Source organism: Mycolicibacterium phocaicum, assembly GCF_010731115.1.
In the GTDB taxonomy this organism is placed as follows: domain Bacteria; phylum Actinomycetota; class Actinomycetes; order Mycobacteriales; family Mycobacteriaceae; genus Mycobacterium; species Mycobacterium phocaicum.
This window is the reverse complement of record NZ_AP022616.1, coordinates 4,483,215-4,505,457: the sequence shown is the minus strand read 5'-3', so window position 1 is coordinate 4,505,457 and position 22,243 is coordinate 4,483,215. Positions and strand designations below refer to the sequence as shown.

The window sequence follows — 22,243 nt, the reverse complement described above, 5'->3', positions numbered from 1 at the left end:
GGTGATGGTTGTGGACGAGCCGCTGGGCAGCCACGTACTGGAACTTGTGGTGGCCGATGTCGTCGCCGAGACCAACGACGCCCGCGTGTTGGTGTTCAAGACGCCCGACGGCAGCGACATCCCGCCGGAACGACTGAAGTACTCCCCCGGTCAGTTCCTGACCCTGCGCGTCCCGAGTACCCGCACCGGATCGGTTGCCCGCTGCTACTCGCTGTGCAGCTCGCCGCACGCCGATGAGGCGCTCACCGTCGCGGTCAAGCGCACCGCGGACGGCTACGCGTCGAACTGGCTGTGCGACAACGCGCACGTCGGCATGCGGATGCACGTCCTGGCACCGTCCGGCACGTTCGTCCCCAAGAACCTCGACACCGACTTCCTGCTGCTGGCCGGCGGTAGCGGCATCACCCCGATGCTGTCGATCCTCAAGTCCGCGCTGTCCGAGGGCACCGGCAAGGTGACGCTGTTCTACGCCAACCGCGACGAGAAGTCGGTGATCTTCGGCAAGGCGCTGCGCGAACTGACGTCGCTGTACCCCGACCGGCTGTCCATCGTCCACTGGCTGGAGTCGGTGCAGGGCCTGCCCAACCCGACCATCCTGGCCACGCAGCTGGCGCCGTACACCACGCGCGAGACCTTCATCTGCGGCCCGGCCCCCTTCATGGCCGCCGCCGAAGAGGCGCTGCTCAAGTCCGGCGCCGACAGGAACAATGTCCACCTCGAGGTGTTCCAGTCACTGGACTCCGACCCGTTCGCCGCCGTCGTGCTCGCCGAAGATGACAGCGATGAGGGCCCGGCCACCGCAATCGTCACGCTCGACGGCGAGACACACGAGTTGCAGTGGCCGCGCAAGGCCGTGCTGCTCGATGTGCTGCTCGACAAGGGACTGGACGCACCGTTCTCCTGCCGCGAGGGGCACTGCGGGGCGTGTGCGGTGCTCATGAAGAAGGGCGACGTCGACATGGCGATCAACGACGTGCTGGAGCCGTCCGACCTCGAAGAGGGCCTCATCCTCGGTTGCCAGGCGGTGCCCAAGACGGATTCCGTCGAAGTCACCTACGACGAGTAGCGAACGGATTACTTTCTTGACTGTGAACCGGCTTACTGCAGCAAGTGCGGCCGCTGTGCTGACCGCGACCGCTCTGATGTCCCCCGTGACGGCTGCTGCCGCGGTCAATTCGGCCGACGCCTTCGTGCCCGTCGACGACGCCACCAAGATTCAGATTCACGTGACGGCGCAGTGCTCCGGGGGTGCGTGCACCTTCAACACCGCCGCCAACCTGGTCGTCGGTGGCAATCCGGTTCCGCTGCCGCCCAACACCTGGGCGCGCGAGAACATCACGCTGCGCAGCGCCAACCGCAATGTGTACCAAGACGTCTCGTACAGCGCACCGACCGGAGCCCCGCCCATCAACCGCGGCTCGTGGAACGGCCCGGTGAACTCGCGGCAGCTCAAATCGCAGAACAGCGCTCTGGTCTCGGTCACGTTCAACGGCGGCGGCACGTTCGAGGAGTTCGCGGTCGACGGCACCTCGCTGACGCTCGACGTGCGGACCGGCAGGCCGAACACCGAGGCCAATTTCATTGCCTGCGCGGACATTCAGGTCACCTACCCCGGTGTGAACCTCACGACGCCGACCGCCTGCGCGACGACGCACTACAACTGAGCGCCGCCGAACGTGAAGTAGATAGCGAACTTTCGCGGTTTTTCGGGATCTGGTTCACTCTCGGCCAGTTGAAGCGTCCAGCAGATCACTCAGCCGTTGCAGTGCGTCGACGACACCGTCGACCGCGTCGGGCCCGATGGCCTCGTCGATGTACCCGTTGACCGTTGCCAGGGCGGCCTCCAGTCGGCGCAGCGCGTCGGCACCGGCGTCGGTCGGCCAGAGCTCCCAGGCGCGGCCATCACTCTGACTGGCTCTGCGCTCGACGAATCCCGCCGTCTCGAGCCGGCCCACCATCGCCGTGACGGCGGACTCCCGCTGACCGAGCTGTGCCGCGATGAGCGACTGGCGGCAGCCGGCATGGCTCGCGATGAGCGTCAGCGCGGCGGCCTGTGCTGTCGAGATGCCTGCCTCGTCCATGAACAGCCGGTCGGCCGTCGTGCGCAGCCGCTGCGCGACGGTCTGCAGCTTGAAGTACGCACGCCGCCGACCTGCCGCCGACCTGTTCTTCGAACTCACCCTTGCATTATTACTTCACTAGTGAAGTAATTGAGGAATGACACGAGTGATCGACGCGTGGTCCCAACAGCCGAACGAGTTGTTCATGCGCCAGCCATGGCTGCGGCCACTGCTGCGCTGGACCCGCCAAGAAGACCTGCCGGCCCTGCCCGTCGATGTCACGCTGAAGACGATGGACGACGCCGGTGTCGAGAAGTCGCTGTTGTGCGCGTGGGTCGGCCCCCACGGCACGCTGATCGACAACGACGAGACCGCGGCGCACGTGCGCGCCCACCCGGATCGGTTCGCCGGTGTCGCGTCCGTGGACCTCACCCGTCCGGTCGACGCCGTCCGCGAATTACGCAGGGCAGTAACTGATCTGGGCATGGTGGCGCTGCGCGTCGTGCCGTGGCTGTGGAACCTGCCGCCGAATGACCGCCGCTACTATCCACTGCTCCAGGCCTGCGTCGAACTCGGCATCCCGTTCTGCACGCAGATCGGACACACCGGTCCACTGTGCCCCTCCGAGCCCGGCCGGCCCATCCCCTACCTGGAGACGGTCCTGCTCGAATTCCCGGAACTCGTGGTCATCGGCGGTCACGTCGGCGCACCGTGGATCGACGAAGTGCTGTTCCTGGCCAAGAAGTTTCCGAACTTCTACATCGACACCTCGGCTTACGCCACGCATCGCCTACCGCCGGCGCTGGTGGACTACATGCGCGAATCCGGCCGCACCCGAGTACTTTTCGGAACGAACTGGCCGATGCTGTCCGCGCAACGGTGTCTCGAGCGGCTCGATGAACTGGGCCTTGACCCCGAGGCACGCGACCTCTACCTCGGCGGAAATGCGGCGCGGATATTCGGGGTGTGAGCTCACCTGAGGCGGGCGAGTTGATCTGCGGCAACGAATCACTCGCTGCCGCAGATCAAGAGCCTCGTGTCAGGACTTCGCGTCGAGCGACCGGACGGCGCCCACCAACGCGTCTGCGGCCAAGATGCCGAGATTGTTCGATGCCAACGGGCTGTCACCGGTGAGCAGCTTGCGGTCTTGGTGGACCTTGCCCGTCATATCTTCATTCACGATGGTCAGCCCCTGCTTGCTGAGCAGGTCGGCGACGAGCCACTGCAAATGACCTGGTAGATAACCGATCTCGATGTTGGGCCCCTGATCGAGCGCGTCCGGGAACACGCAGACCTCATAGCCCTTGAACGGCGAGGCCTTGCCGCCCTGCCCGACGGACAACAACGCGGCCGGGCCGTGACACAGAGTGACGACGAACTTGTCATTGGCCAGCGCCCATTCCAGGGTTTGCGCCACCGCCTCGGCGGCCGGCAGGCCGACCACGGCACCGTGCCCGCCCGGGATGAAGACCGCGATGTAGTCCGAGTCCGGGCCCAGCTCGCCCGCGACGACGTCGGCGAGCTTCTTCGGCTGCTTGAGCTTCGGCTTGAGCGCTTCGTAGGTCTGTAGGACCGCCTCATCCTCATTGGGCATTGCCCACAATTCGAGCTTGGCCGGGTAGCCGGCGACGGTGGCGACGTCGACGTCGAAGCCGGCCGCCATCATGTGGTGCAGGGGCAGCAGCATCTCGACCGGATGATTGCCAGTGGAGAACATCTTGCCGTTCTCGCACAGCACATACCGTTCCTCGGCGGCAATCATGAGCACCTTCCACCTGCCCCCGGTGTAGGAGTTTTGATGCTTGACGCCGTCGAAGTCGGTCTTCGACTGGGTGTACTGGCTCAACGAATACGGCGAGGGTAGAAATGCGTTGTCCTCGACCGGATCTGGCGTCGGGTCCTTGCTGAGGTCATCTGGATTGTGCGACATGTCGTGTACCCGTTCCTTTGCGTTTTCGCGGATTCTGGGGCCGACGCTGGCACCCAGATTCAGGCGCGGCGGCTTTTTCTCAACCGCCGATACCTCGATACCGGGTCACCTCTAATCTCAAACGTCTTCGCTGGAAATGGCACGCACATTCGTCTCATCGCGCGCCTGCCGAGCCACCCGTGACAGCAGTGACCTGAAAAGCACCTGCTCCTCAGGATCCAACGCCGACAACACGGCCTGCTCGGCTGGGACAACCTCGTCCCGTAACCGCTGGAACGTCTCGACTCCGCGTGCGGTGGCGACGACCTTCCTGGCGCGACGGTCCGCCGGGTCCGGCTGCCGTTCGACCAACCCGGCCTTCACCAAATCGTCGATGACGTACGGCAGAACCGTACGGTCGATACCGAGGTACTCCGCCATCTGCAATTGATTGGGCAAGCTCTTGCAGATCACGGTGTAGAGCACCTGGTACCCACGTTCCCCACGGGGCAAGTCGGCAACACGCGGCTGAACCTGCGCCCGGTAATGCCGCATCAGCATTCCGGCCGACCAGCCCAGGTCGCAATCAGCCTCCTCGCCGGTTACCGCATCTTCCGTTGAAGCCATGGCCTCGACACTAGAGGCCCCGGTAGAACGACCATAACCAATAATGGTTGGTATGACAAATCAGTTGTTCTACATACTATCTTCGCTGCGACAGCGACCCCGGTCGAAGATCAGGTTGCCCCTACCAGGAACCGACCACGCCGGCTCAGCCCCGCGCGACGGCGAGGTCCACTTCCGCCGCCTCGGCGTCAACCTGCCGCCCCCAGCGGCCGGCCAGCATCGCGCAGGTGATGAGCTGAATCTGATGGAAGATCATGAGCGGCAACACGATCAGGCCCACCGGATGCCCGGCGAACAGCACCGTCGCCATCGGCAGCCCGGTTGCCAGGCTCTTCTTCGATCCGCAGAAGATGATCACGATGCGGTCGGCTCGATCGAACTTCAGTAGCCGCGCCACCCCTGCGGTGATGCCGAGCACCACGGCGAGCAGCACCACACTGACGGCGATCACCGCGAGCACGTTGGTGACCTTCATGCCCGTCCAGATGTGCTCGGCCATACCGGCACTGAACGCCGCATAGACGACGAGGTAGACCGAACCGCGGTCGACGACCTTGGTGAGCGTGGTGTGCGAGAGCACGCGGTGCAGCTTGGACCGCAACAACTGGCCGGCGAGGAACGGCAGCAACAGCTGCACGACGATCTCCAGGACCGAGTTCGCCGATACCGTGGCAGCGCCCGTGGTCGTCATGAGCAGGGTCACCAACAGCGGGGTGAGGAAGATGCCCAGCAGGTTAGATGCCGACGCACTCACGACGGCCGCTGCGACATTGCCGCGCGCGATCGAGGTGAACGCGATGGACGACTGCACCGTGGAAGGCAGCAGGCACAGATACAGCATGCCGGTGTAGAGCTCGTCGGTGAGCACCGACGGCACCAGCATCTTCATCGCCAGCCCGAGCAGCGGAAACAGCACGAAGGTCGCGGCCAGCACCGTGGTGTGCAGCCGCCAGTGTTTCAGCCCTTCAAGCGCCTCGCGCGGCTCCAGCCGCGTGCCGTACAGCAGGAACAACACCGCGATGGCGACTTTGGTCGCGGTCTCGACCGCCTCGCCGGCGTCGCCGCGTGCGGGTAGCAGCACGCCGATGGCCATCGCGGCGAACAGCCCGAGCAGGAAGCCGTCGATGCGGAGCTTGGCGAGCAGGTTCACCGGGAAAACGTACTGCGGTCGCAACTCATAGCGCCAGGCGATATATCCGATATCTCTGAACGGATATGGTGATCAATATGCTGGACCCCGAACTGCTGCGCACCTTCCTGGCAGTCGAGCGCGCGGGCGGGTTCACCGCGGCCGGGCGTCTGCTGGGCCTGCGCCAGTCGACGGTGAGCGGCCACATCGCCCGCCTCGAGCAGGCCGTCGGCCGCGAACTGTTCCGCCGCGACACCCGCAACCTGGCCCTCACCGCCGACGGCGCGGCGATGGTGGGCTTCGCCCACGACATCCTGGACGCGCAGGCCAAGGCCGACCGCTACTTCTCCGAATCCCAACCCACGGGCCTCATCCGGCTGGGCGCCTCGGACGATCTGGTCGGCCGCATGCTCTCGGATGTGCTGGTCGAGTTCCGGCGGTCCTACCCCGGCGTCGACCTGGAGCTCGTCGTCGGGCTGAGCGAGAACCTCAAAACCCGAATGGCCGCAGGCGAATTGGATCTCATGGTGGCCAAACGACTGCCCGGCGAACAACACGGTGAACTGCTGTGGCGCGACCGCCTGGTGTGGGCCGGCCGCCCCGGGTTGACCGACATCACCGACCCGGTGCCGATCGTGACGTACCCACCGCCGAGCCTGACCCGGCACATCGCACTACGCGAACTGGAACGCGAGCGCCGCAGCTGGCGCATCGCGTGCGTCAGCGACAGTCTGCTCGGCCTACAGGCCGCGGCCCTCGCCGGGCTCGGCATCATCGCGCATTCCGAATCGGTTCTGCCGCAGGGGCTTCAACCGATCACCGACAACCGCCTACCGAACCTCGGCCACCTGGAATTCGTCCTGCTGCACCGGCGCAGCGCACCATCGGAAGCCGAGATCGCGCTGCACGACGCCATCGTCGCCGGCGCACACCGCATGCGGCACTGACAGTTCAGCGGGACTGCGCCTGCGCGTGGTCGCGAAGGTTGTCGCGCAGGGTGACCACCGCCTTCTGCAGCTTGTCGAACTCGTCGGACGGCAAGCCGGTCGCCGCCACCAGATTCATCGGCAGCGCCTTCTCACGCAACGCCCGGCCCGTATCGGTGAGGCTGACGATGACCTGACGCTCGTCGGACGGATCGCGCCGGCGGCGCACATAACCCTGCGCTTCGAGCTTCTTGAGAATCGGGGTCAGCGTGTTCGACTCCAGGAACAGGTTTTCACCCAGGCCACGGACGGTCTGATGGTCGTTCTCCCAGAGCGCGACGATCGCGATGTACTGGGTATATGTGACACCAAGCTCGTCGAGGATCGGCTTGTACGCCTTGCCGTAAGCGAGATTCGCCGAGTAGATCGCAAAACACATGAAGTCGGCAAGCCGGGGACCGGCGGCCTCGGTCGGACGCTCGATAGCCATCGACAACTCCTGACTTTGAGTGACATCTGAAGCGATTCTATCGGACGCGATTCAATCGGATGGGTTGACATCTCGACGCCTTCGGATAGTCTCATCGCATCCGAGTTAATCGGATGCGATTTACATTCCAACTCTCCGTTCTCAAGGAGCAACATGAGCACCACCACCCACGACGCCGTTCTCTACACCGGCAAGACCCGCACCACAGGCGGCCGCGACGGACACGCCCAAAGCTCCGACGGCCGGCTCGACATCCGCCTCGATCCCCCCGGCAGCAATCGCGCCGGCACCAATCCCGAGCAGCTGTTCGCGGCGGGGTGGTCCGCGTGCTTCATCGGCGCCATGCACATCGCGGCCGGCAAGGCGAACGTCAAACTGCCGGCCGAGACCGCCGTCGACGCCGAAGTCGACCTCTGCAACGTCGACGGCGCCTACTTCTTGCAGGCGCGCCTGCACGTCAGCCTGCCGGGCATCGCGCGGGACACGGCCCGGGCCATCGTGGACGCCGCACATCAAACCTGCCCGTATTCCAAAGCCACCCGCGGCAACATCGACGTCGTGCTCAGCATCGCCTGACCAGACTCGGACGCACACCGAAATGTCCACTCCACCAACGGCAGCCGCACCGACCAACCACCAGGAGACGCCAGTGAGCATCACCGCAACCGGCACGGCCAGAACGACCGCAATCCCGTTTCACGCCATCACGCTGATAGTCGCCGGCGTCGCGGCCGTCGTCACATTCGGTACCGGTTGGGCGATGCTCTCGGCACCAGCGATGTTTCTCGGCTGGATCGCCTACGGTGTCACCGGCGACACCGTGCGTCACCGCTACGCCAATCTGGCGTCATACGTGGTCGGCCTGGTGTTCGCCGCCGCAACGACACTCGTGATCAATCGGCTGCAGCCGTCACTAGTGGTGTGTCTCAGTTTTGGTTGACTACTTGTTGGAGTTTGGTGCGTGCGCGGCGAACTTTGGCGAGGATGGATTCGGCGGTGGCCGTCCACACGTAGGGCTTGGGATCGGCGTTGTGGGCGTTGAGGTATGACTCGATGCTGGCGATCAACTCGGGCACACTGCCGAAGATACCGCGGCGTAGGTTCTTGTCGGTCAGGTCGCGGAACCACCGTTCGACCTGGTTGAGCCATGACGATGAGGTCGGGGTGAAATGGAAATGAAACCGCTTGTGCCGCTTCATCCAGTTCGTGACCTCGACGTGCTTGTGGGTTGCGTAATTGTCCAAGATCAGGTGGACCTGTAACCCCTGGGGAACTTCGCGGTCGATTGTGTTGAGGAATTTGATGAACTCGGTGTGGCGGTGCCGGGGCAGGCATTGGCCGATCACCGTGCCGGTCAGCACGTCCAGTGCGGCGAACAGCGTAGTGGTGCCGTTTCGTTTGTAGTCATGGGTCATGGTGGCGGCCCGCCCTTGACCATCGGCAGTGACGCCTGGGTGCGGTCCAACGCCTGGATCTGGGACTTCTCATCCATGCACAACACGATGGCCTGCTCGGGCGGATTCAGATACAACCCGACCACATCGATGAGTTTGTCCTCAAACTTGGGATCCCCTGACACCTTGAACGTGTCCACCCGATGGGGCTTGAGACCTAAGTCGGACCAAATCCGTTGCACCGTAGCCGAACTGACCCCGACTCGCTTGGCCATCGTGCGACATGACCAATGCGTGGCACCATCGGGAGTTGTCGTCGTGGTCAACCGCACAATCTCGGCGATCGTCTCCTCCGAAATCGACGGCTTGCGGCCGCGCCCGACCCGGATCTTGCCCAGCCCGGCAAGCCCGTCCTGACTGAACCGCTCACGCCAGCTGCGCACCGTCACCGGTGTCACCCCAACTTCCTCGGCGATCCGGGTATTGGCCTCACCGTCGGCGGCCATCAGCAGCACCTTCGCCCGCAGCACCTGCTGATGCGGCGCAGTGTGCGACCGTTCCAGCTTCTCCAACGTTTCACGCTCGGCCGGCGTCATTGGCAAGGCCGCTGCTGGTGATGCACTCACCCGGACAGAATAACAAACATACGACTACTTATTTACGAGACACACCACTAGGTCTGGCGGCCACCGGTATTGCGATATTCGGCCTGGAGCAATGATCAGAACCTGTGGATGAGCCTCGGCGAGGCGGCGTAGGAAAGGGCGCACCTTCCCGAGGATGATCTGAATGTCGAAGGTCTGATCAAGAGCCGGCGTTGGCGCGCTGGTTCGGGAAGGTACGCCCATGCTCACGGTAGTTCACGATGCGGATTCATCCAACGAGGATGCTGGCTCGTCGCGGTCGTTGCTCGATGAGATTGTCCGCGACGGTGCCCGCCAGATGCTGGCCGCAGCGTTGCGGGCTGAGGTCGCCGCCTACATCGAGGCTCATGCCGGTGAGCTTGATGAGAACGGGCACCGGCTGGTGGTGCGCAATGGCTATCACCGCGAGCGCGAGGTGCTCACCGCGGCGGGCGCGGTGAGTGTGACCGCGCCGCGGGTCAATGACAAACGTGTTGACCCGGACACTGGTGAGCGGCAACGGTTTTCCTCGGCGATCCTGCCGGCGTGGGTGCGCAAGTCGCCGCAGATGACCGAGGTGTTGCCGTTGCTGTATCTGCATGGCTTGTCGACCAGTGATTTCGGTCCGGCGTTGGAGCAGTTCCTGGGCTCGGGTGCCGGCTTGTCGGCCACGACGATCACCCGACTCACCACGCAGTGGCAGGACGAGGCCAAGGCCTTCGAGGCCCGTGATCTGTCGGGCACCGACTACGTCTACCTGTGGGTCGACGGCATCCATCTCAAGGTGCGCCTGGAGCAGGAGAAGCTCTGTTTGCTGGTGATGATCGGTGTGCGCGCTGACGGCCGCAAGGAGCTGGTCGCGCTCACCGACGGGTACCGGGAGTCGGCCGAGTCGTGGGCTGATCTGTTGCGGTCGTGCCGACGTCGCGGGATGACCGCACCGGTGCTGGCCGTCGGCGATGGGGCCCTGGGGTTCTGGAAGGCCGTGCGTGAGGTGTTCCCGGCCACCGGCGAGCAGCGGTGCTGGTTTCACAAGCAGGCCAATGTTCTTGCCTGCCTGCCAAAGTCGGCTCATCCGGGGGCGATCGCGGCGATGCGGGAGATCTACAACGCCGAGGATATCGACCACGCGCAGGTGGCGATCAAGGCGTTCGAGGTGGACTACGGCGCCAAGTACCCCAAGGCGGTCGCCAAGATCGTCGATGACGCCGATGTGCTGCTGGAGTTCTATAAGTACCCGGCCGAGCACTGGGTCCATCTGCGCACTACCAACCCGATCGAATCAACGTTTGCCACGGTACGTTTGAGGACCAAGGTGACCAAGGGGCCGGGTTCACGCGTCGCCGGAATGGCCATGGCTTACAAGCTGATCGACGCCGCGCAAGCCCGCTGGCGAGCCGTCAACGCACCGCACCTGGTCGCTCTGGTCCGGGCCGGCGCGATCTTCCACAAAGGCAAACTGCTCGAGCGACCCACCGACATCACCCCGTCGGCGGACTCGGCACCGACCGAATCAACTGGAACGGAGGTCGCCTGAAACAAGCCGATCCACAGGTATTGACAATTCCTCTTCGGCCTGGTCGCCATCGTCATGTGTCTGCGAGCGCTGCCCCTGTTCAACTACCCACCCGCGTACTTTCTCGGCATCACCAGCTTCTTCTACGCGGGACATGCGCCGACGGTCGCAACAGTGATCGCGCTCGCGACAGCGGGAGCCGTCGGAGCCAGCGGCGCAGCGCTTGCCGACTACTGTCAGAGCCGCTTTCTCGCCCGGTGAATCGCCGCACCCGCCAGCGCCAGAAATTCAGGAGGAAACACGAATGAAGAAGCTGCCGCACCTCATCGGCTACGCGGTCGTCGCGGCCACTGCGGGGCTCATCGCATCATGTGGCACCACGGTCGACAGCTCGGACCACACGAAACACGAGAGTTCCTCTGCCCCTTCGACTACCCGCACCGCAGGAACACCGAGCGCCGCGGATGTGCTCGGCCCGCCGGGAGTGGTGCCGCTGACCACGCCGCAGCCGCCGGCGAAACTGATCGTCGATCCGCCCATTCCCGAGGCCCTCGCCAAGGGGCAGGTGTTCATCCAATACCGTGCCGAAAACCTGCGCATCGAACCGGTTTTCGGTCCCGAGGCACTCAAGGTGACTCCGCGTATCGGCCACATTCACGTGGTTGTCGACGGTGCGCCGTGGCACTGGGCGGACGCCAGTGGTGAACCGGTGATCCTGGTCGGCCTACCACCCGGACCGCACAAGGTGGAGATCATCCTCGCGGATGCCAACCACCATCCGCTCGACCACGTGACTACCGATTTCGTGGTCCCCTGACCGGACCCGAGCCGAGATCGACGAAATGGTTACCGGCCGAAAGGCTTTCGCAACCACTTCGCCGATCTCGTCCCCCCATCAACTCGCGTTGGCTGACTGATGCGTCGACGACGCCTTCTTCGGCTGCTTGGCGACTTTCGGCGCCTTCGGTGACTTCTGCACCTTCGGCGCCTTCTCTGCCTTCTGCGACTTCCCTGCCGACTTGTCCTGCTTGCCCGCCGAATCGGAGTCAGACGAGGTGGCACCCGTCGCCTTGGTGCCCGGTTCGGACGTGGTGGTGTCCTTCTGCGCCGGTTTCGTTGTCTCGACCTTGGCCGGTTCGGCCGACACCGGGTCCGCAGCGGGTGTGGATGCCTCGACCTTCACCGGTTCTGCAACCTTCACGGGCTCCGTGACCTTCACCGGCAGCGTCTCCACGGCCTCGGCGTCGGTCGAGACCGGCGTCGCAGGCTTCGGATCCGCCTTGGCCACAGTCGCTTTGACCTTCTCGGGAGTCGACGATTCCTTCACTGGAGCGCTTGCCTCCACAGCCGCAGTGGTCGCCGAGGACAGCACCTTGGCGGCCGAGGCCGGGACCGCGGCCGGGCCATCCACGGTTACCGCGACCGGAGCCTCCGGAGCCGGCGGCTTGATGGCGTCGGCGATGGTCTTGAACCCTTGCATGACCGCGGCGACGACCCCGAACGACCCGAAGATGCCATACATGCCCTTGCTGCCCTCGCCCCACCCGTTCAGTACGGCGCCGGTGAGATTTGCCGGAGCGTTGATCAATTCGCTTGCGGCAGTGACGATATCCCCGACCCGCGCGGCGTCGTAGAAGTTCTGGGCGATGTCACCGAAGGCATCCGTAGCCTGATACATGGTGTTCAGCACCGCGAACCCCAACTGCGCCACGACCGGGGTGATCGCCTTGACCACATTGGCCATGTTCTGCGCGACCTGCTGCGGGATGTCGAGTTGCAGGACCGGGAACAGAACGCCCACAACACCGTTCACAAAGATGCCCCAACCCGACATCACCGCATCGGAGATCTGGCCGGCAGCCAATTGCTGCGCCATGGTCCGTAAGGAATCGGGAACGGTATTGGCCCAGTTGACCACCCCGTTGCCCACGCCCTGGGCGATGGACATGAGCTGGTTTGCGTAGCGGACCTGATTGGCGATCACCTGCTTCGCGAGCGGGAAGGGGTCGGCGGCGAACGCCTGGCCCAGTTTCCCGATATCGGCGACGGTCGTGGTGAGCACGTCACCCCACACCGCGAGCGGGTTGACGAACGCGGTGAGGTCCACGGTCCGGGTCGATGCGACGGTCGTCGGCGCCGGTAGATGAAGGTCTGGCGGCGGGATCGTCAGCGGGCTGACGGCGATGACGCCGGCGGTTGCCATCGCCATCCCCGCAGTCGAATATCGGCGCAACTCGAATGCCATACGTTCTCCTTGGACTCTGAGGTGTCAGCACTTCTGGCCGCGCAGACGGTAGCGACCAGGCCGAAAACAAACATTCGAAATATGCAACAAGTTCTAATTTTTATTGACTGGCTCGCAGATTCCTCACAGGATGTTCGGAGAAAGCCGCCGCGAGCACGCGCCCGAGGGCGCATGATCGTGGCCAAGCTGGACACCCCGGAGGTTTCGCATGGCCGTCAAGCCATGGAATGACGACCGGCCCATGAAGCCACGCATCGTCGTCGGCGAGAGGTCCGTCGACAGTCGCGGCATGTCGCTACGCTTCGCCACCGAGCGCATCGAGCAGCCCGCCGACTGGTGCTGCCACGATTCGAGTCGCCACCTCATCTACGTCCACCGACACGGCGAACTCCGATCGATGGAGACCAACCTGGACTGGGGCCCGACCGACCGCACGCTGCCGCGCATCGGCGATACCTGGGTGGTGCCGGCGGGGGTGCGCTGCACGTCGGTCGTCACAGGCGATGTCTCGGGATTCTGCGAAATATCGATACCCGAGAACGCCCTGGGCGAGGTCGTGCACGTGCCGCGGCGCAAGCATCACGACCCGCTGATCCTGCAGCTGGTGACCAAGATTCGCAGTGTCGCAGGCCGCGACGACGCGGTCGCCCGGCTACTGCTCGATTCGGCCGGCGAGACCCTGCGATTACTGATCCGGGACACCTACACGACGACGACACCGGCCACGGACGCCGAGCGTGACACCCTGCCGCCGTCGGCACGCGCGTCGATCATCGAATTCCTGGAGACCAGCCTGGAATCCGACATCCATCTGGAATCGCTTGCGCACCTTGCCCAGATGTCTGTGGCGACCTTCATCAAGGCGTTCCGCGCCGCGTTTCACACCACGCCGTACCAGTTCCTGCTCGACCGCCGCATCGACCGCGCCAAGACACTGCTGTCCTCGACCCGGTTGTCGATCACCGAAATCAGTGCAGCAGTTGGGTTTTCGACACCCAACCACTTCGCCACCACATTCCGGCAGCGGGTCGGCCTGAGCCCGCGGGACTTCCGTCGGGGCCGCTAGCGCGGCAGGCCCAGCAGGCGCTCGCCGGCCACGGTCAGCAGGATCTGTTCCGTGCCACCGGCGATCGACAGGCAGCGGGTGTTGAGGAAGTACCGGACGTCCGGCGAATCCTCGATACCGGATCCGTCGTGCGCGTCCATGATGGTCTCGGCCAGGGTCTGGCGGTAACGCACGCCGATCAGCTTGCGCACGCTCGACGGCGCACCCGGATCGTGGCCACCGACGGCCATCTGGGCCGTCAGTTGATCCAGCAGCGAACCCACCTGCGCCGCAACAATAAGTGCGCCAAGACGTTCCGCCTCGGCGGCGTCGAGCTCACGGTCGCCGAGCACATCCAGCAGATGCTCCATGCCCTTGTCCAGCGCGCCACCGGCGGCCATGGCGACGCGTTCGTTGGCCAGCGTGGTGCGGGCCAGGGCCCAGCCGCCGTCGACGGGGCCGATGACGCAGTCGTCCGGCACGAACAGGTCGTCCAGGAAGACCTCGTTGAACAGCGCCTCGCCGGTGATCTCGCGCAGCGGGCGGATATCGATACCGGGCGAGCTCATGTCCACGACGAAGTAGGTGATGCCCTTGTGCTTCGGTGCGTCAGGGTTGGTGCGCGCCAGGCAGATTCCCCAGTTGGCGCGGTGCGCGTTGGAGGTCCACACCTTCTGGCCCGTCAGCTTCCAGCCGCCGTCGACCTTGACGGCCTTGGTGCGCAGGGCCGCTAGGTCCGAGCCTGCGCCCGGCTCGCTGAACAGCTGGCACCAGTACACGTCGCCGGTGAGCGTGCCGGGGATGAAGCGGTCGATCTGCTCGGGGGTGCCATGGCCCAGGATGGTCGGCGCGGCCCACCAGCCGATCGAAATGTCCGGGCGCACAACGCCTGCGGCACTGAGTTCGTCGTCGATCACGAGCTGCTCGCCCGGCGACGCCGCGCGGCCGTACGGCGCGGGCCAGTGCGGCGCCATCAGCCCGGCCTCGGCCAGCGCGGCCTGGTGCTTCTCGACGGGCAGCGCGGCGATCTGGGCGACGGTGGCGGCGATCTCGGGACGGATCGTCTCGGCCGCACCGGTGTCGACGTGCAGCTGACGGCGCAGCCCCGCGCGGGTCAGCGCGGCCACGCGGCGCAGCCACGTGCCGTGGCCGCCGAGGATCTGGGAGGTCGCGTACGCGCGCCGCAAGTACAGATGTGCGTCGTGCTCCCAGGTGAAGCCGATGCCACCCAGGACCTGAATGCAGTCGCGCCCATTGTGTTTCGCGGCGTCGATGGCGGCCGCGGCGGCCACCGCAGCGGCGATGGAGAGCTGCGTGGCATCGCCTTCCACTGCGGCCTCGGCGACATCGCTTGCGGCAACGGCGATCTGCTGCGAACGCAGCAGCATCTCGGCGCACATGTGCTTGACGGCCTGGAAGCTGCCGATCGGCTTGCCGAACTGCTCACGCACCTTGGCGTATTCGGCCGCCGTCTCGAGCTGCCAGCGCGCCAGGCCCGCGGCCTCGGCGGCGAGCACGGTCACGGCCAGGTCGGCCACCGGCGCGTCGAGGACCGTCGCCGCGGCGCCGGTCAGCTCGACGCGGGCCAGCGGGCGCGAGAAGTCGGTGGCCTCGAGCGGCGTGACGGTGACGCCGGCCGCGGCGGCGTCGACCAGGATCCAGGTGTCGCCCGCGGGCAGGATCAGCAGGCCGTCGGGCAGGGCACCCAGGACGAACTTGGCGGTGCCGGTGGCGGCCTGCCCGTCGAAGGCGATGTCGGACGTCAAAGCGAGTCCGGCGGTGCGCTGCCCGGAAGCCAGCGCCTCCAGCAGCGCGGCGTCGGTGATGACCAGAGTTGCCAGCGCGGTGGTGGCGACCGGACCGGGCACCAGCGCGGCGGCGGCTTCGTCGACCATCACGCACAGATCGGCGATAGACCCGCCGGCGCCGCCGAGGTCCTCGGGCACCGCGACGCCGAAGGTCCCTAGTTCGACAAGACCGTTGTACGGGCCCCGCCAGGCGTCGGCGCCGTTGTTCTCGGCAGCACGGACCGCGGCAATGGAACCCGACGCGACAGCCCAGCTACGGACCATTTCGCGGACCTCGGCCCGCTCCGAGTCGATAGTTGTGGAAGTGATGGACACCATGCGCTCCTAGCGTTTGGGCGAGAAGAACACGCTTCTCACTAGAACGTGTTCTAATGGTGACAGCAATCAGACGTCAAGTCGATCGCCATTACAGCAGGACACTTGGGTGTCCCGGGGCGCCTGGAGGTGGGAAATTACCGATCACTTTGCGTATCGTTTTCACCCAATGCGCGACCCGAAGGAGCTGACCGCCGAATGCCGACGCCAGCAACACCCGAATCCGATTCCGCCGTCCGCCCGCGGGAGGTGACGAACATGGCCGTACTGACCGAATCCGAGCTCGGTTCCGAAGCACAGCGCGAGCGACGCAAGCGCATCCTGGACGCCACCCTGGCCATCGCCTCCAAGGGCGGCTACGAGGCAGTTCAGATGCGTGCGGTGGCAGAACGCGCCGACGTCGCCGTCGGCACCCTGTACCGCTACTTCCCGTCCAAGGTGCACCTGCTGGTGTCCGCGCTGGGTCGCGAGTTCGAGCGCATCGACGCCAAGACCGATCGGGCGTCGCTGACGGGCGGTACGCCGTACCAGCGCCTCAACGTGATGGTCAGCAAGCTGAACCGGTCGATGCAGCGCAATCCGCTGCTGACCGAGGCCATGACACGTGCTTTCGTGTTCGCCGATGCGTCCGCGGCCGGTGAGGTTGATCACGTCGGCAAGCTCATGGACTCGATGTTTGCGCGCGCCATGAGCGACGGCGAACCCACCGAGGACCAGTACCACATCGCGCGCGTCATCTCCGACGTGTGGCTGTCCAACCTGCTGGCCTGGCTGACGCGTCGCGCTTCGGCCACCGATGTGAGCAAGCGGCTCGATCTGGCGGTCCGACTGCTGATCGGTGACGGGGAGCACCCTAAAGTCTGACCGGTGCTCCCGGCTGATCTGATCGCGGCGCTCGACACCGTCGCCGCCACCCCCCGACTGCTCGTCACCTCGGATTTCGACGGCACGCTGTCGCCGATCGTGAACAACCCTGCCGACGCGCGGGCCCTGCCCGCCGGGTCTGCCGCCCTGCTGGACCTGGCCGCCCTGCCGGACACGTTCGTCGCGCTGGTGTCGGGACGTGCCCTGGACGTCCTGCGCGAGCTGTCCGGCATGCCGCCGTCGGTGCACCTGGTGGGCAGCCACGGCGCGGAGTTCAACACCGGGTTCACCCAGACCGTCGACACCGCGCTGCTGGCCGAGATCGTGGATTCGCTCACCGAGATCGCAAGCCACTACCCCGGCGCGGCGGTCGAGACCAAGCCGGCCAGCGCTGCCCTGCACGTGCGGAACGCCTCGGCGGCCGACGGCGAGGCCGCACTGGCCGCCGCCCGCACAGCCGGAGGCCAGTGGGACGCCGAGCCCACCGAGGGCAAGGCGGTGCTGGAGTTCGCGGTGGTCACCACCAGCAAGGGCTCGGCCATCGACGTCTTGCGGGAGCGCGACGACGCGACCGCCGTGGTCTTTCTGGGCGACGACGTCACCGACGAGAAGGCCTTCGCCCGGCTGCGCGACGGTGACGTCGGCGTGAAGGTCGGTCCGGGGCCCTCGGCCGCGCAGTACCGCGTCGGCTCCCCCGAGGACGTCGCGGAGGCGCTGGCCTACCTGGCGGCGCGCCGGGCGGATTAGGCGGGCGGGCCCGACGTGCGGCCGCGGACCAGCTCGGTGTCGAGCACCTCGATGACCGGGATCCCGGACCGCGGCGGGTTGTTCAACAGGTATCCGGCCCGTCGGCCCTTCTCCAGGCTGGGCTGGGCGACGGTGGTCAGCCCGCGCGCCAGCGCCTCCGGCACCCCGTCGAATCCCGTGACGGTCATCTGGCCGGGCACGTAGATACCGCGCGATCGCAGGTGGTCCATCGCCGAGAGCGCCAGCACGTCGGCGGTGCACATCAGCGCCGTGATGCGCGGATTGGCTTGCAGTGCAACAGCGGCCGCGGCTCCGCCGGAACTCGGCAGGTGCTCGAAGGTCTCCACCACCGTCAGCGCATCGGGGTTCAGGCCGGCTGCGGCCATGGCATCCCGCACCCCGAGAATTCGTTCGCACTGCACGTGAAAATGCTGTGAGGTGAGCCGCTCCGGGTCGGCGACGGCCGACTGCGCGTCACCGTGCGGCCACTGCCGCCCGAGCCGCATGGTCAGCAAGCCGATCTCCCGGTGGCCAAGGCCGACAACGTATTCCGCGATGCCGCGCATCGCCGCGCGATCGTCGATGCAGACCCGGGAGGCCCCCTGGACGTCCTTGGGCTGATCGACGACCACGATCGGCACGCCGCGCTGCTGCACGACGGGCAGGTACGGATCGTCGTCGGAGGCCGCATACACCGCAAACCCGTCGACCCCGGCGGACAGCACCGCCGCGGTGCCGTCCTCGACCGAACGGTTGGGCCCGGCCGCCACCAGCAGCAGGCCCTGCCCGGCTTCCTCACACGATTCGGCAAGTCCGGCAACGAAATCCAGGGCCGCCGGGTCGCGGAACGAGTAGTTGAGGGGTTCGGTGATCATGAGCCCGAAGGCACCGGCCCGCCGCGTGCGCAGCGAACGCGCCACCGGGTCGGGGCCGGGATAGCCCATCTCCTTGGCTGCGGCGAGCACCCGCTCGCGCAACTCCGGCGAGAGCTGGTCCGGCCGGTTGTAGGCGTTCGAGATCGTGGTGCGCGAGACCTTCAACTCAGCAGCGAGCGAGGCCAGCGTGGCCCGACGCCTCGGGTTGGGACTCCTCGGCATGTTTGTGACGCTAGCGCATCCGATTCGCGCTGCACGGCAACGGTGCACTAGATTTATTGCAAACGGTTTTCATTAACACTAACTTGCAGGAGCACACATGACCCGGACCAGGCTCATCGCACTGTCCGCCCTGACCGCGTTGACCGTCGCCGCGTGCGGGTCACAAGGCGACTCCGGGCACGCGGGCGGCGCCGCCAAGGTCGTCACCACCACCAACGTCTGGGGCAGCGTCGCCACCGCGGTGGCCGGCGGCCACGCCGACGTCAAGTCCCTGCTCACCAGCGATGTCGACGACCCGCACTCCTACGAAGCCACCCCCGCCGACGCCGCCGCCATCGCCGATGCCAGCCTCGTCGTCATCAACGGCGGCGGTTACGACCACTGGGCCGACGACGTGTTGAAGAACCACAAGAACGTCACCACCGTGGACGCCTACTCGCTGCTGCCGCACAACGCGCCCGGTGAGGCCAACGAGCACGTCTTCTACAACATGGCCGTCGCCAAGGCCGTCGCCACCAAGATCGCCGACGACCTGGCGGCCACTGATTCCGCGCACGCCGACACCTACCGCGCCAACGCCGCGGAATTCGGCAAGAAGACCGACGCCATCGCCGCCACCGAGCACGCCATCGGGCAGAAGCACCCCGGCGCCGCGGTGGTCTCCACCGAACCCGTCGCGCATTACCTGCTGGCCGCCGCGGGCGTCGTCGACAGCACCCCGCACGGTTTCGCCGCCGCCGCCGAAGAAGGCCACGATCCCGCCCCGGCCGACGTGGCCGCGGTACTCGACCTGATCAACGGCCACAAGGTCGACGCACTGGTGGTGAACAAGCAGACCGAGACCGCCGTCACCAAGCAGCTGCAGGATGCCGCCCGCAAGGCCGCGCTGCCCATCGTCGAGGTCACCGAGACACTGCCCGCCGGACAGGACTTCCTGACCTGGCAGCAGCAGACCGCGGAGGCACTGGCACACCAGCTCGATAGCGCCGCGGCGCCGGGTCGATAATCAGTAACCGTGACTTCTGCTGCGGTCGCCGAACTCACCGGCGCACGACTGTCGTTCGGCGACCGCGTGCTGTGGGACCGGCTCGATCTGACGGTGCGCCGCGGTGAATTCATCGCGGTGCTCGGCCCCAACGGCACCGGCAAGACGTCGCTGCTCAAGGTGTTGCTGCGCCAACAGCCACTGACGGCCGGCCGGATGACCACCACGGGCACCATCGGCTATGTGCCGCAGCACCGTTCACTGGACACCGGGCTGACGCTGCGCGGGCGCGATCTCGTCGGGCTCGGCTGCGACGGGCACCAGTGGGGTTTCGCCGGTCCGCGCAAGCGCGCGCAGCGTCGCGCCATCGTGACCAAGGCGCTCGGCCAGGTCGACGGCGCGCGGCTGGCCGACGTTCCCGTGTCGGTGATGTCCGGCGGGGAACTGCAGCGCGTGCGCATCGCGCAGGCCCTGGCGTCCGACCCGGCGCTGCTGCTGTGCGACGAACCGCTGCTCAACCTCGACCCGGCCAACGCGAAACTGGTGTCGAGCCTCATCGACCAGCGCCGCAAGGACGCCGGCACCGCGGTCCTGTTCGTCACCCACGAGGTCAACCCCGTGCTGCCGTACGTCGACCGCGTGCTGTACCTGGTCGACGGCCGCTTCCGGATCGGCACCGTCGAGGACGTCATGACATCCGAGACGCTGTCCGCGCTGTACCGCGCCGACATCGAGGTGGCCCGGATCGGCGGTCAGTACGTCGTGGTCGGCCAGGACGGTGCCGGCGTGGACAACTCCGAGCACGCGAGTGGGCACTGCTGTGAATAACTTCTTCGACACGGCACTGACCGCGGACCTGCTCGGCCGCGACTTCGTCCAGCAGGCCGTGCTCGCGGCGGCGCTGCTGGCACTCCTCGGCGGCCTGATCGGGCCGTTCATCGTGATGCGGCAGATGTCGTTCGCGGTGCACGGCTCCAGCGAGCTCTCCCTCACCGGTGCCGCCTTCGCCCTGTTGACCGGACTCAACGTCGGCCTCGGCGCCCTCGTCGGGAGTGCCCTGGCGGCAATCCTTTTCGGCATCCTGGGGCAACGCTCACGCGAGCGGGACTCGGCGATCGGCGTCGTGCTGGCCTTCGGCCTCGGTCTCGCCGTGCTGTTCATCCACCTGTACCCAGGCCGCACCGGCACCAGTTTCGCGTTGCTCACCGGGCAGATCGTCGGCGTCGGCTATTCGGGGCTGGCGCTGCTGGCCGTGGTCACCGTGCTGGTGGTCGCGATCCTGGCGGCCTGCTACCGGCCACTGCTGTTCGCCACCGCCGACCCCGAAGTGGCTGCGGCCCGCGGGGTTCCGGTGCGCGCGCTGGGCATCGTGTTCGCCGCACTGGTCGGCGTCGCCGCCGCGCAGGGCGTGCAGATCGTCGGGGCGCTGCTCGTGATGTCGCTGTTGATCACCCCCGCCGCCGCGGCCGGCCGGGTCTTCAGCTCCCCCGTCACCACGATGGTGGCGTCGGTGGTGTTCGCCGAGATCGCCGCGGTCGGCGGCATCGTGCTGTCCCTGGCCCCGGGCGTCCCGGTATCGGTGTTCGTCACGTCGATCTCGTTCGGCATCTACCTGCTGTGCTGGGGCGCGGGACGGCTCAGTCGCCGGTAGCCACCGCCCGGCCCGGCTCGCTACTCCACTGCGACCACGAGCCGGGGAACAGCGCCACGTCCTGCCCGGCGGCCGCCAGCGCGGCCACCGCCACCGCCGCGGTGACACCCGACCCGCAGTACACGGCGTCGACCTCCGCGCCGTCGGTCCGCAATGTGCCGTCGGCAGCCAGCACGCTCGGCAGATTGATCGCACCCGGAATGTGTCCGGCAATCGGGTCCATGGGTTCGACGTCGCCGCGGAACCGCTCCGGCGCCCGGACGTCGCCCAGGCGCGGGCCCAGCGCCGCGGCCTCGTCGGCGGTCAGTGTGGGCATGGCCCCGGCATAGAGGTCCTGATGGGTGACCGTGACGTCACCCGGCGCCGGTTCGACGTCACCGCGGTCCAGCGGGCCACCCGAGGTGGTCCAGGCGGCCAGCCCGCCGTCCAGGATGCGGACGTTCTCGATGCCCGCGGCACGCAGTACCCACCAGGCGCGCGCCGAGCCGGCGCGGTTCCAGTCGTCGTAGACGACGGTCGGCACGCCGTCGCGCACGCCCCAGCGCCGCGCGGCCTCCTGCACCGCGGCGCCCGACGGCAGCGGATGACGGCCCCGGCCCACGACGCTGTGATCCGACAGCTCGTCCTCGAGCGAGACGTACACCGCGTCGGGAATGTGCCCGCCCAGGTAGTCGTCGCGTCCGTCGGGCTTGGGCAGCTGCCAGCGCACATCGAGCAGCGTCACGTCGCCGGCGGCGATCAGCTGGGCGAGACCGAAGGCGGTGATGAGAATGTCGTCACGAGTGGGCATGGCGTCGAGCCTAGGCTGGCAG

24 protein-coding genes and 1 pseudogene are annotated in these 22,243 nt (G+C 66.5%); 15 read left to right on the top strand and 10 right to left on the bottom strand.

What is annotated here, in order from left to right; translation table 11 throughout:
- Positions 1-4 precede the first annotated feature (4 nt).
- Positions 5-1,066: a ferredoxin--NADP reductase gene (locus G6N46_RS21535; protein ID WP_138250853.1), complete on the top strand. Its 1,062-nt coding sequence runs from the start codon at positions 5-7 to the stop codon at positions 1,064-1,066.
- 22 nt (positions 1,067-1,088) lie between these two features.
- Entirely contained in the window at positions 1,089-1,664 is a 576-nt protein-coding gene (locus tag G6N46_RS21530) for a hypothetical protein (protein ID WP_138250854.1), read from the top strand.
- Between the two features lie 54 nt (positions 1,665-1,718).
- On the opposite strand, the gene G6N46_RS21525 is transcribed toward G6N46_RS21530, so the two are convergent.
- Positions 1,719-2,180: a MarR family winged helix-turn-helix transcriptional regulator gene (locus tag G6N46_RS21525; RefSeq protein ID WP_133426405.1), complete on the bottom strand. Its 462-nt coding sequence runs from the start codon at positions 2,178-2,180 to the stop codon at positions 1,719-1,721.
- An 85-nt stretch (positions 2,181-2,265) separates the two neighbouring features.
- On the opposite strand from G6N46_RS21525, the gene G6N46_RS21520 reads away from it, so the two are divergent.
- Positions 2,266-3,030: an amidohydrolase family protein gene (locus G6N46_RS21520; RefSeq protein WP_234880794.1), complete on the top strand. Its 765-nt coding sequence runs from the start codon at positions 2,266-2,268 to the stop codon at positions 3,028-3,030.
- Between the two features lie 69 nt (positions 3,031-3,099).
- Here the strand turns inward: G6N46_RS21520 and hchA are convergent, their stop codons facing one another.
- The 3 genes from hchA to G6N46_RS21505 form a co-directional block, all read right to left on the bottom strand.
- Entirely contained in the window at positions 3,100-3,990 is an 891-nt protein-coding gene (gene hchA, locus G6N46_RS21515; RefSeq protein WP_133426403.1) for a glyoxalase III HchA, read from the bottom strand.
- Between the two features lie 117 nt (positions 3,991-4,107).
- Positions 4,108-4,596: a MarR family winged helix-turn-helix transcriptional regulator gene (locus G6N46_RS21510; RefSeq protein ID WP_133426402.1), complete on the bottom strand. Its 489-nt coding sequence runs from the start codon at positions 4,594-4,596 to the stop codon at positions 4,108-4,110.
- Between the two features lie 145 nt (positions 4,597-4,741).
- Entirely contained in the window at positions 4,742-5,746 is a 1,005-nt protein-coding gene (locus G6N46_RS21505; RefSeq protein WP_133426401.1) for a bile acid:sodium symporter family protein, read from the bottom strand.
- Between the two features lie 71 nt (positions 5,747-5,817).
- Here G6N46_RS21505 and G6N46_RS21500 point away from each other — a divergent pair, with 71 nt between their 5' ends.
- Entirely contained in the window at positions 5,818-6,672 is an 855-nt protein-coding gene (locus G6N46_RS21500; protein WP_407665200.1) for a LysR family transcriptional regulator, read from the top strand.
- A gap of 4 nt (positions 6,673-6,676) precedes the next feature.
- Here the strand turns inward: G6N46_RS21500 and G6N46_RS21495 are convergent, their stop codons facing one another.
- Positions 6,677-7,141 carry a MarR family winged helix-turn-helix transcriptional regulator gene (locus tag G6N46_RS21495; protein WP_064857249.1) on the bottom strand — a complete coding sequence of 155 codons (465 nt, stop codon included), beginning with the start codon at positions 7,139-7,141 and terminating at the stop codon, positions 6,677-6,679.
- A 153-nt stretch (positions 7,142-7,294) separates the two neighbouring features.
- Here G6N46_RS21495 and G6N46_RS21490 point away from each other — a divergent pair, with 153 nt between their 5' ends.
- Together G6N46_RS21490 and G6N46_RS21485 are read left to right on the top strand one after the other, a co-directional pair.
- The gene (locus G6N46_RS21490; protein WP_138250855.1) at positions 7,295-7,717 is read left to right on the top strand and encodes an organic hydroperoxide resistance protein; all 423 of its coding nucleotides are present in this window, start codon (positions 7,295-7,297) and stop codon (positions 7,715-7,717) included.
- 73 nt (positions 7,718-7,790) lie between these two features.
- Positions 7,791-8,081 carry a DUF1097 family protein gene (locus tag G6N46_RS21485; protein ID WP_138250856.1) on the top strand — a complete coding sequence of 97 codons (291 nt, stop codon included), beginning with the start codon at positions 7,791-7,793 and terminating at the stop codon, positions 8,079-8,081.
- On the opposite strand, the pseudogene G6N46_RS21480 reads toward G6N46_RS21485, so the two are convergent.
- Positions 8,068-9,131: pseudogene (locus tag G6N46_RS21480) on the bottom strand (IS630 family transposase). The gene G6N46_RS21485 and the pseudogene G6N46_RS21480 sit on opposite strands and share 14 nt — an antisense overlap.
- Before the next feature lie 250 nt (positions 9,132-9,381).
- Between G6N46_RS21480 and G6N46_RS21475 the strand changes: the two are divergent.
- Genes G6N46_RS21475 through G6N46_RS21465 form a run of 3 tightly spaced genes read left to right on the top strand, consistent with a single transcriptional unit; the run spans position 9,382 to position 11,491 of the window.
- Entirely contained in the window at positions 9,382-10,695 is a 1,314-nt protein-coding gene (locus G6N46_RS21475; protein WP_052536990.1) for an IS256 family transposase, read from the top strand.
- A 39-nt stretch (positions 10,696-10,734) separates the two neighbouring features.
- Positions 10,735-10,935 (top strand): DUF1097 family protein, encoded by a 201-nt coding sequence (locus G6N46_RS21470; protein WP_407665199.1) that lies wholly within the window; start codon positions 10,735-10,737, stop codon positions 10,933-10,935.
- A 43-nt stretch (positions 10,936-10,978) separates the two neighbouring features.
- Positions 10,979-11,491 carry a DUF6130 family protein gene (locus G6N46_RS21465; protein WP_234785442.1) on the top strand — a complete coding sequence of 171 codons (513 nt, stop codon included), beginning with the start codon at positions 10,979-10,981 and terminating at the stop codon, positions 11,489-11,491.
- Positions 11,492-11,569: 78 nt separating this feature from the next.
- Here G6N46_RS21465 and G6N46_RS21460 read toward each other — a convergent pair whose 3' ends face one another.
- Entirely contained in the window at positions 11,570-12,919 is a 1,350-nt protein-coding gene (locus G6N46_RS21460; RefSeq protein WP_138250857.1) for a hypothetical protein, read from the bottom strand.
- A gap of 208 nt (positions 12,920-13,127) precedes the next feature.
- On the opposite strand from G6N46_RS21460, the gene G6N46_RS21455 reads away from it, so the two are divergent.
- Entirely contained in the window at positions 13,128-13,985 is an 858-nt protein-coding gene (locus tag G6N46_RS21455) for a helix-turn-helix transcriptional regulator (protein WP_138250858.1), read from the top strand.
- On the opposite strand, the gene G6N46_RS21450 is transcribed toward G6N46_RS21455, so the two are convergent.
- On the bottom strand, positions 13,982-16,090 hold the full coding sequence (locus G6N46_RS21450) for an acyl-CoA dehydrogenase family protein (protein ID WP_138250859.1): 2,109 nt from the start codon (positions 16,088-16,090) through the stop codon (positions 13,982-13,984). The genes G6N46_RS21455 and G6N46_RS21450 overlap by 4 nt on opposite strands.
- 195 nt (positions 16,091-16,285) lie before the next feature.
- Between G6N46_RS21450 and kstR the strand changes: the two genes are divergently transcribed.
- The gene (kstR, locus tag G6N46_RS21445) at positions 16,286-16,951 is read left to right on the top strand and encodes a cholesterol catabolism transcriptional regulator KstR (RefSeq protein WP_138250860.1); all 666 of its coding nucleotides are present in this window, start codon (positions 16,286-16,288) and stop codon (positions 16,949-16,951) included.
- 3 nt (positions 16,952-16,954) lie between these two features.
- Positions 16,955-17,698 (top strand): trehalose-phosphatase, encoded by a 744-nt coding sequence (gene otsB, locus G6N46_RS21440; RefSeq protein WP_138250861.1) that lies wholly within the window; start codon positions 16,955-16,957, stop codon positions 17,696-17,698.
- Here the strand turns inward: otsB and G6N46_RS21435 are convergent.
- Positions 17,695-18,795, bottom strand: a complete 1,101-nt coding sequence (locus tag G6N46_RS21435) for an Rv3575c family transcriptional regulator (protein ID WP_138250862.1) — start codon at positions 18,793-18,795, stop codon at positions 17,695-17,697. The genes otsB and G6N46_RS21435 overlap by 4 nt on opposite strands.
- Positions 18,796-18,892: 97 nt before the next feature.
- Between G6N46_RS21435 and G6N46_RS21430 the strand changes: the two genes are divergently transcribed.
- From G6N46_RS21430 to G6N46_RS21420, 3 genes are read left to right on the top strand one after another with little or no spacing between them, the layout of a single operon-like run.
- The gene (locus G6N46_RS21430; RefSeq protein ID WP_138250863.1) at positions 18,893-19,801 is read left to right on the top strand and encodes a metal ABC transporter solute-binding protein, Zn/Mn family; all 909 of its coding nucleotides are present in this window, start codon (positions 18,893-18,895) and stop codon (positions 19,799-19,801) included.
- Positions 19,802-19,810: 9 nt separating this feature from the next.
- Entirely contained in the window at positions 19,811-20,608 is a 798-nt protein-coding gene (locus G6N46_RS21425; protein ID WP_138250864.1) for a metal ABC transporter ATP-binding protein, read from the top strand.
- Positions 20,601-21,431, top strand: a complete 831-nt coding sequence (locus G6N46_RS21420; protein WP_064860298.1) for a metal ABC transporter permease — start codon at positions 20,601-20,603, stop codon at positions 21,429-21,431. Before G6N46_RS21425 ends, G6N46_RS21420 begins: the two co-directional genes overlap by 8 nt.
- Here G6N46_RS21420 and G6N46_RS21415 read toward each other — a convergent pair.
- Complete coding sequence (locus G6N46_RS21415) at positions 21,418-22,221, bottom strand: sulfurtransferase (protein WP_138250865.1); 804 nt, start codon at positions 22,219-22,221, stop codon at positions 21,418-21,420. The genes G6N46_RS21420 and G6N46_RS21415 overlap by 14 nt on opposite strands.
- Between the last annotated feature and the right edge of the window lie 22 nt (positions 22,222-22,243).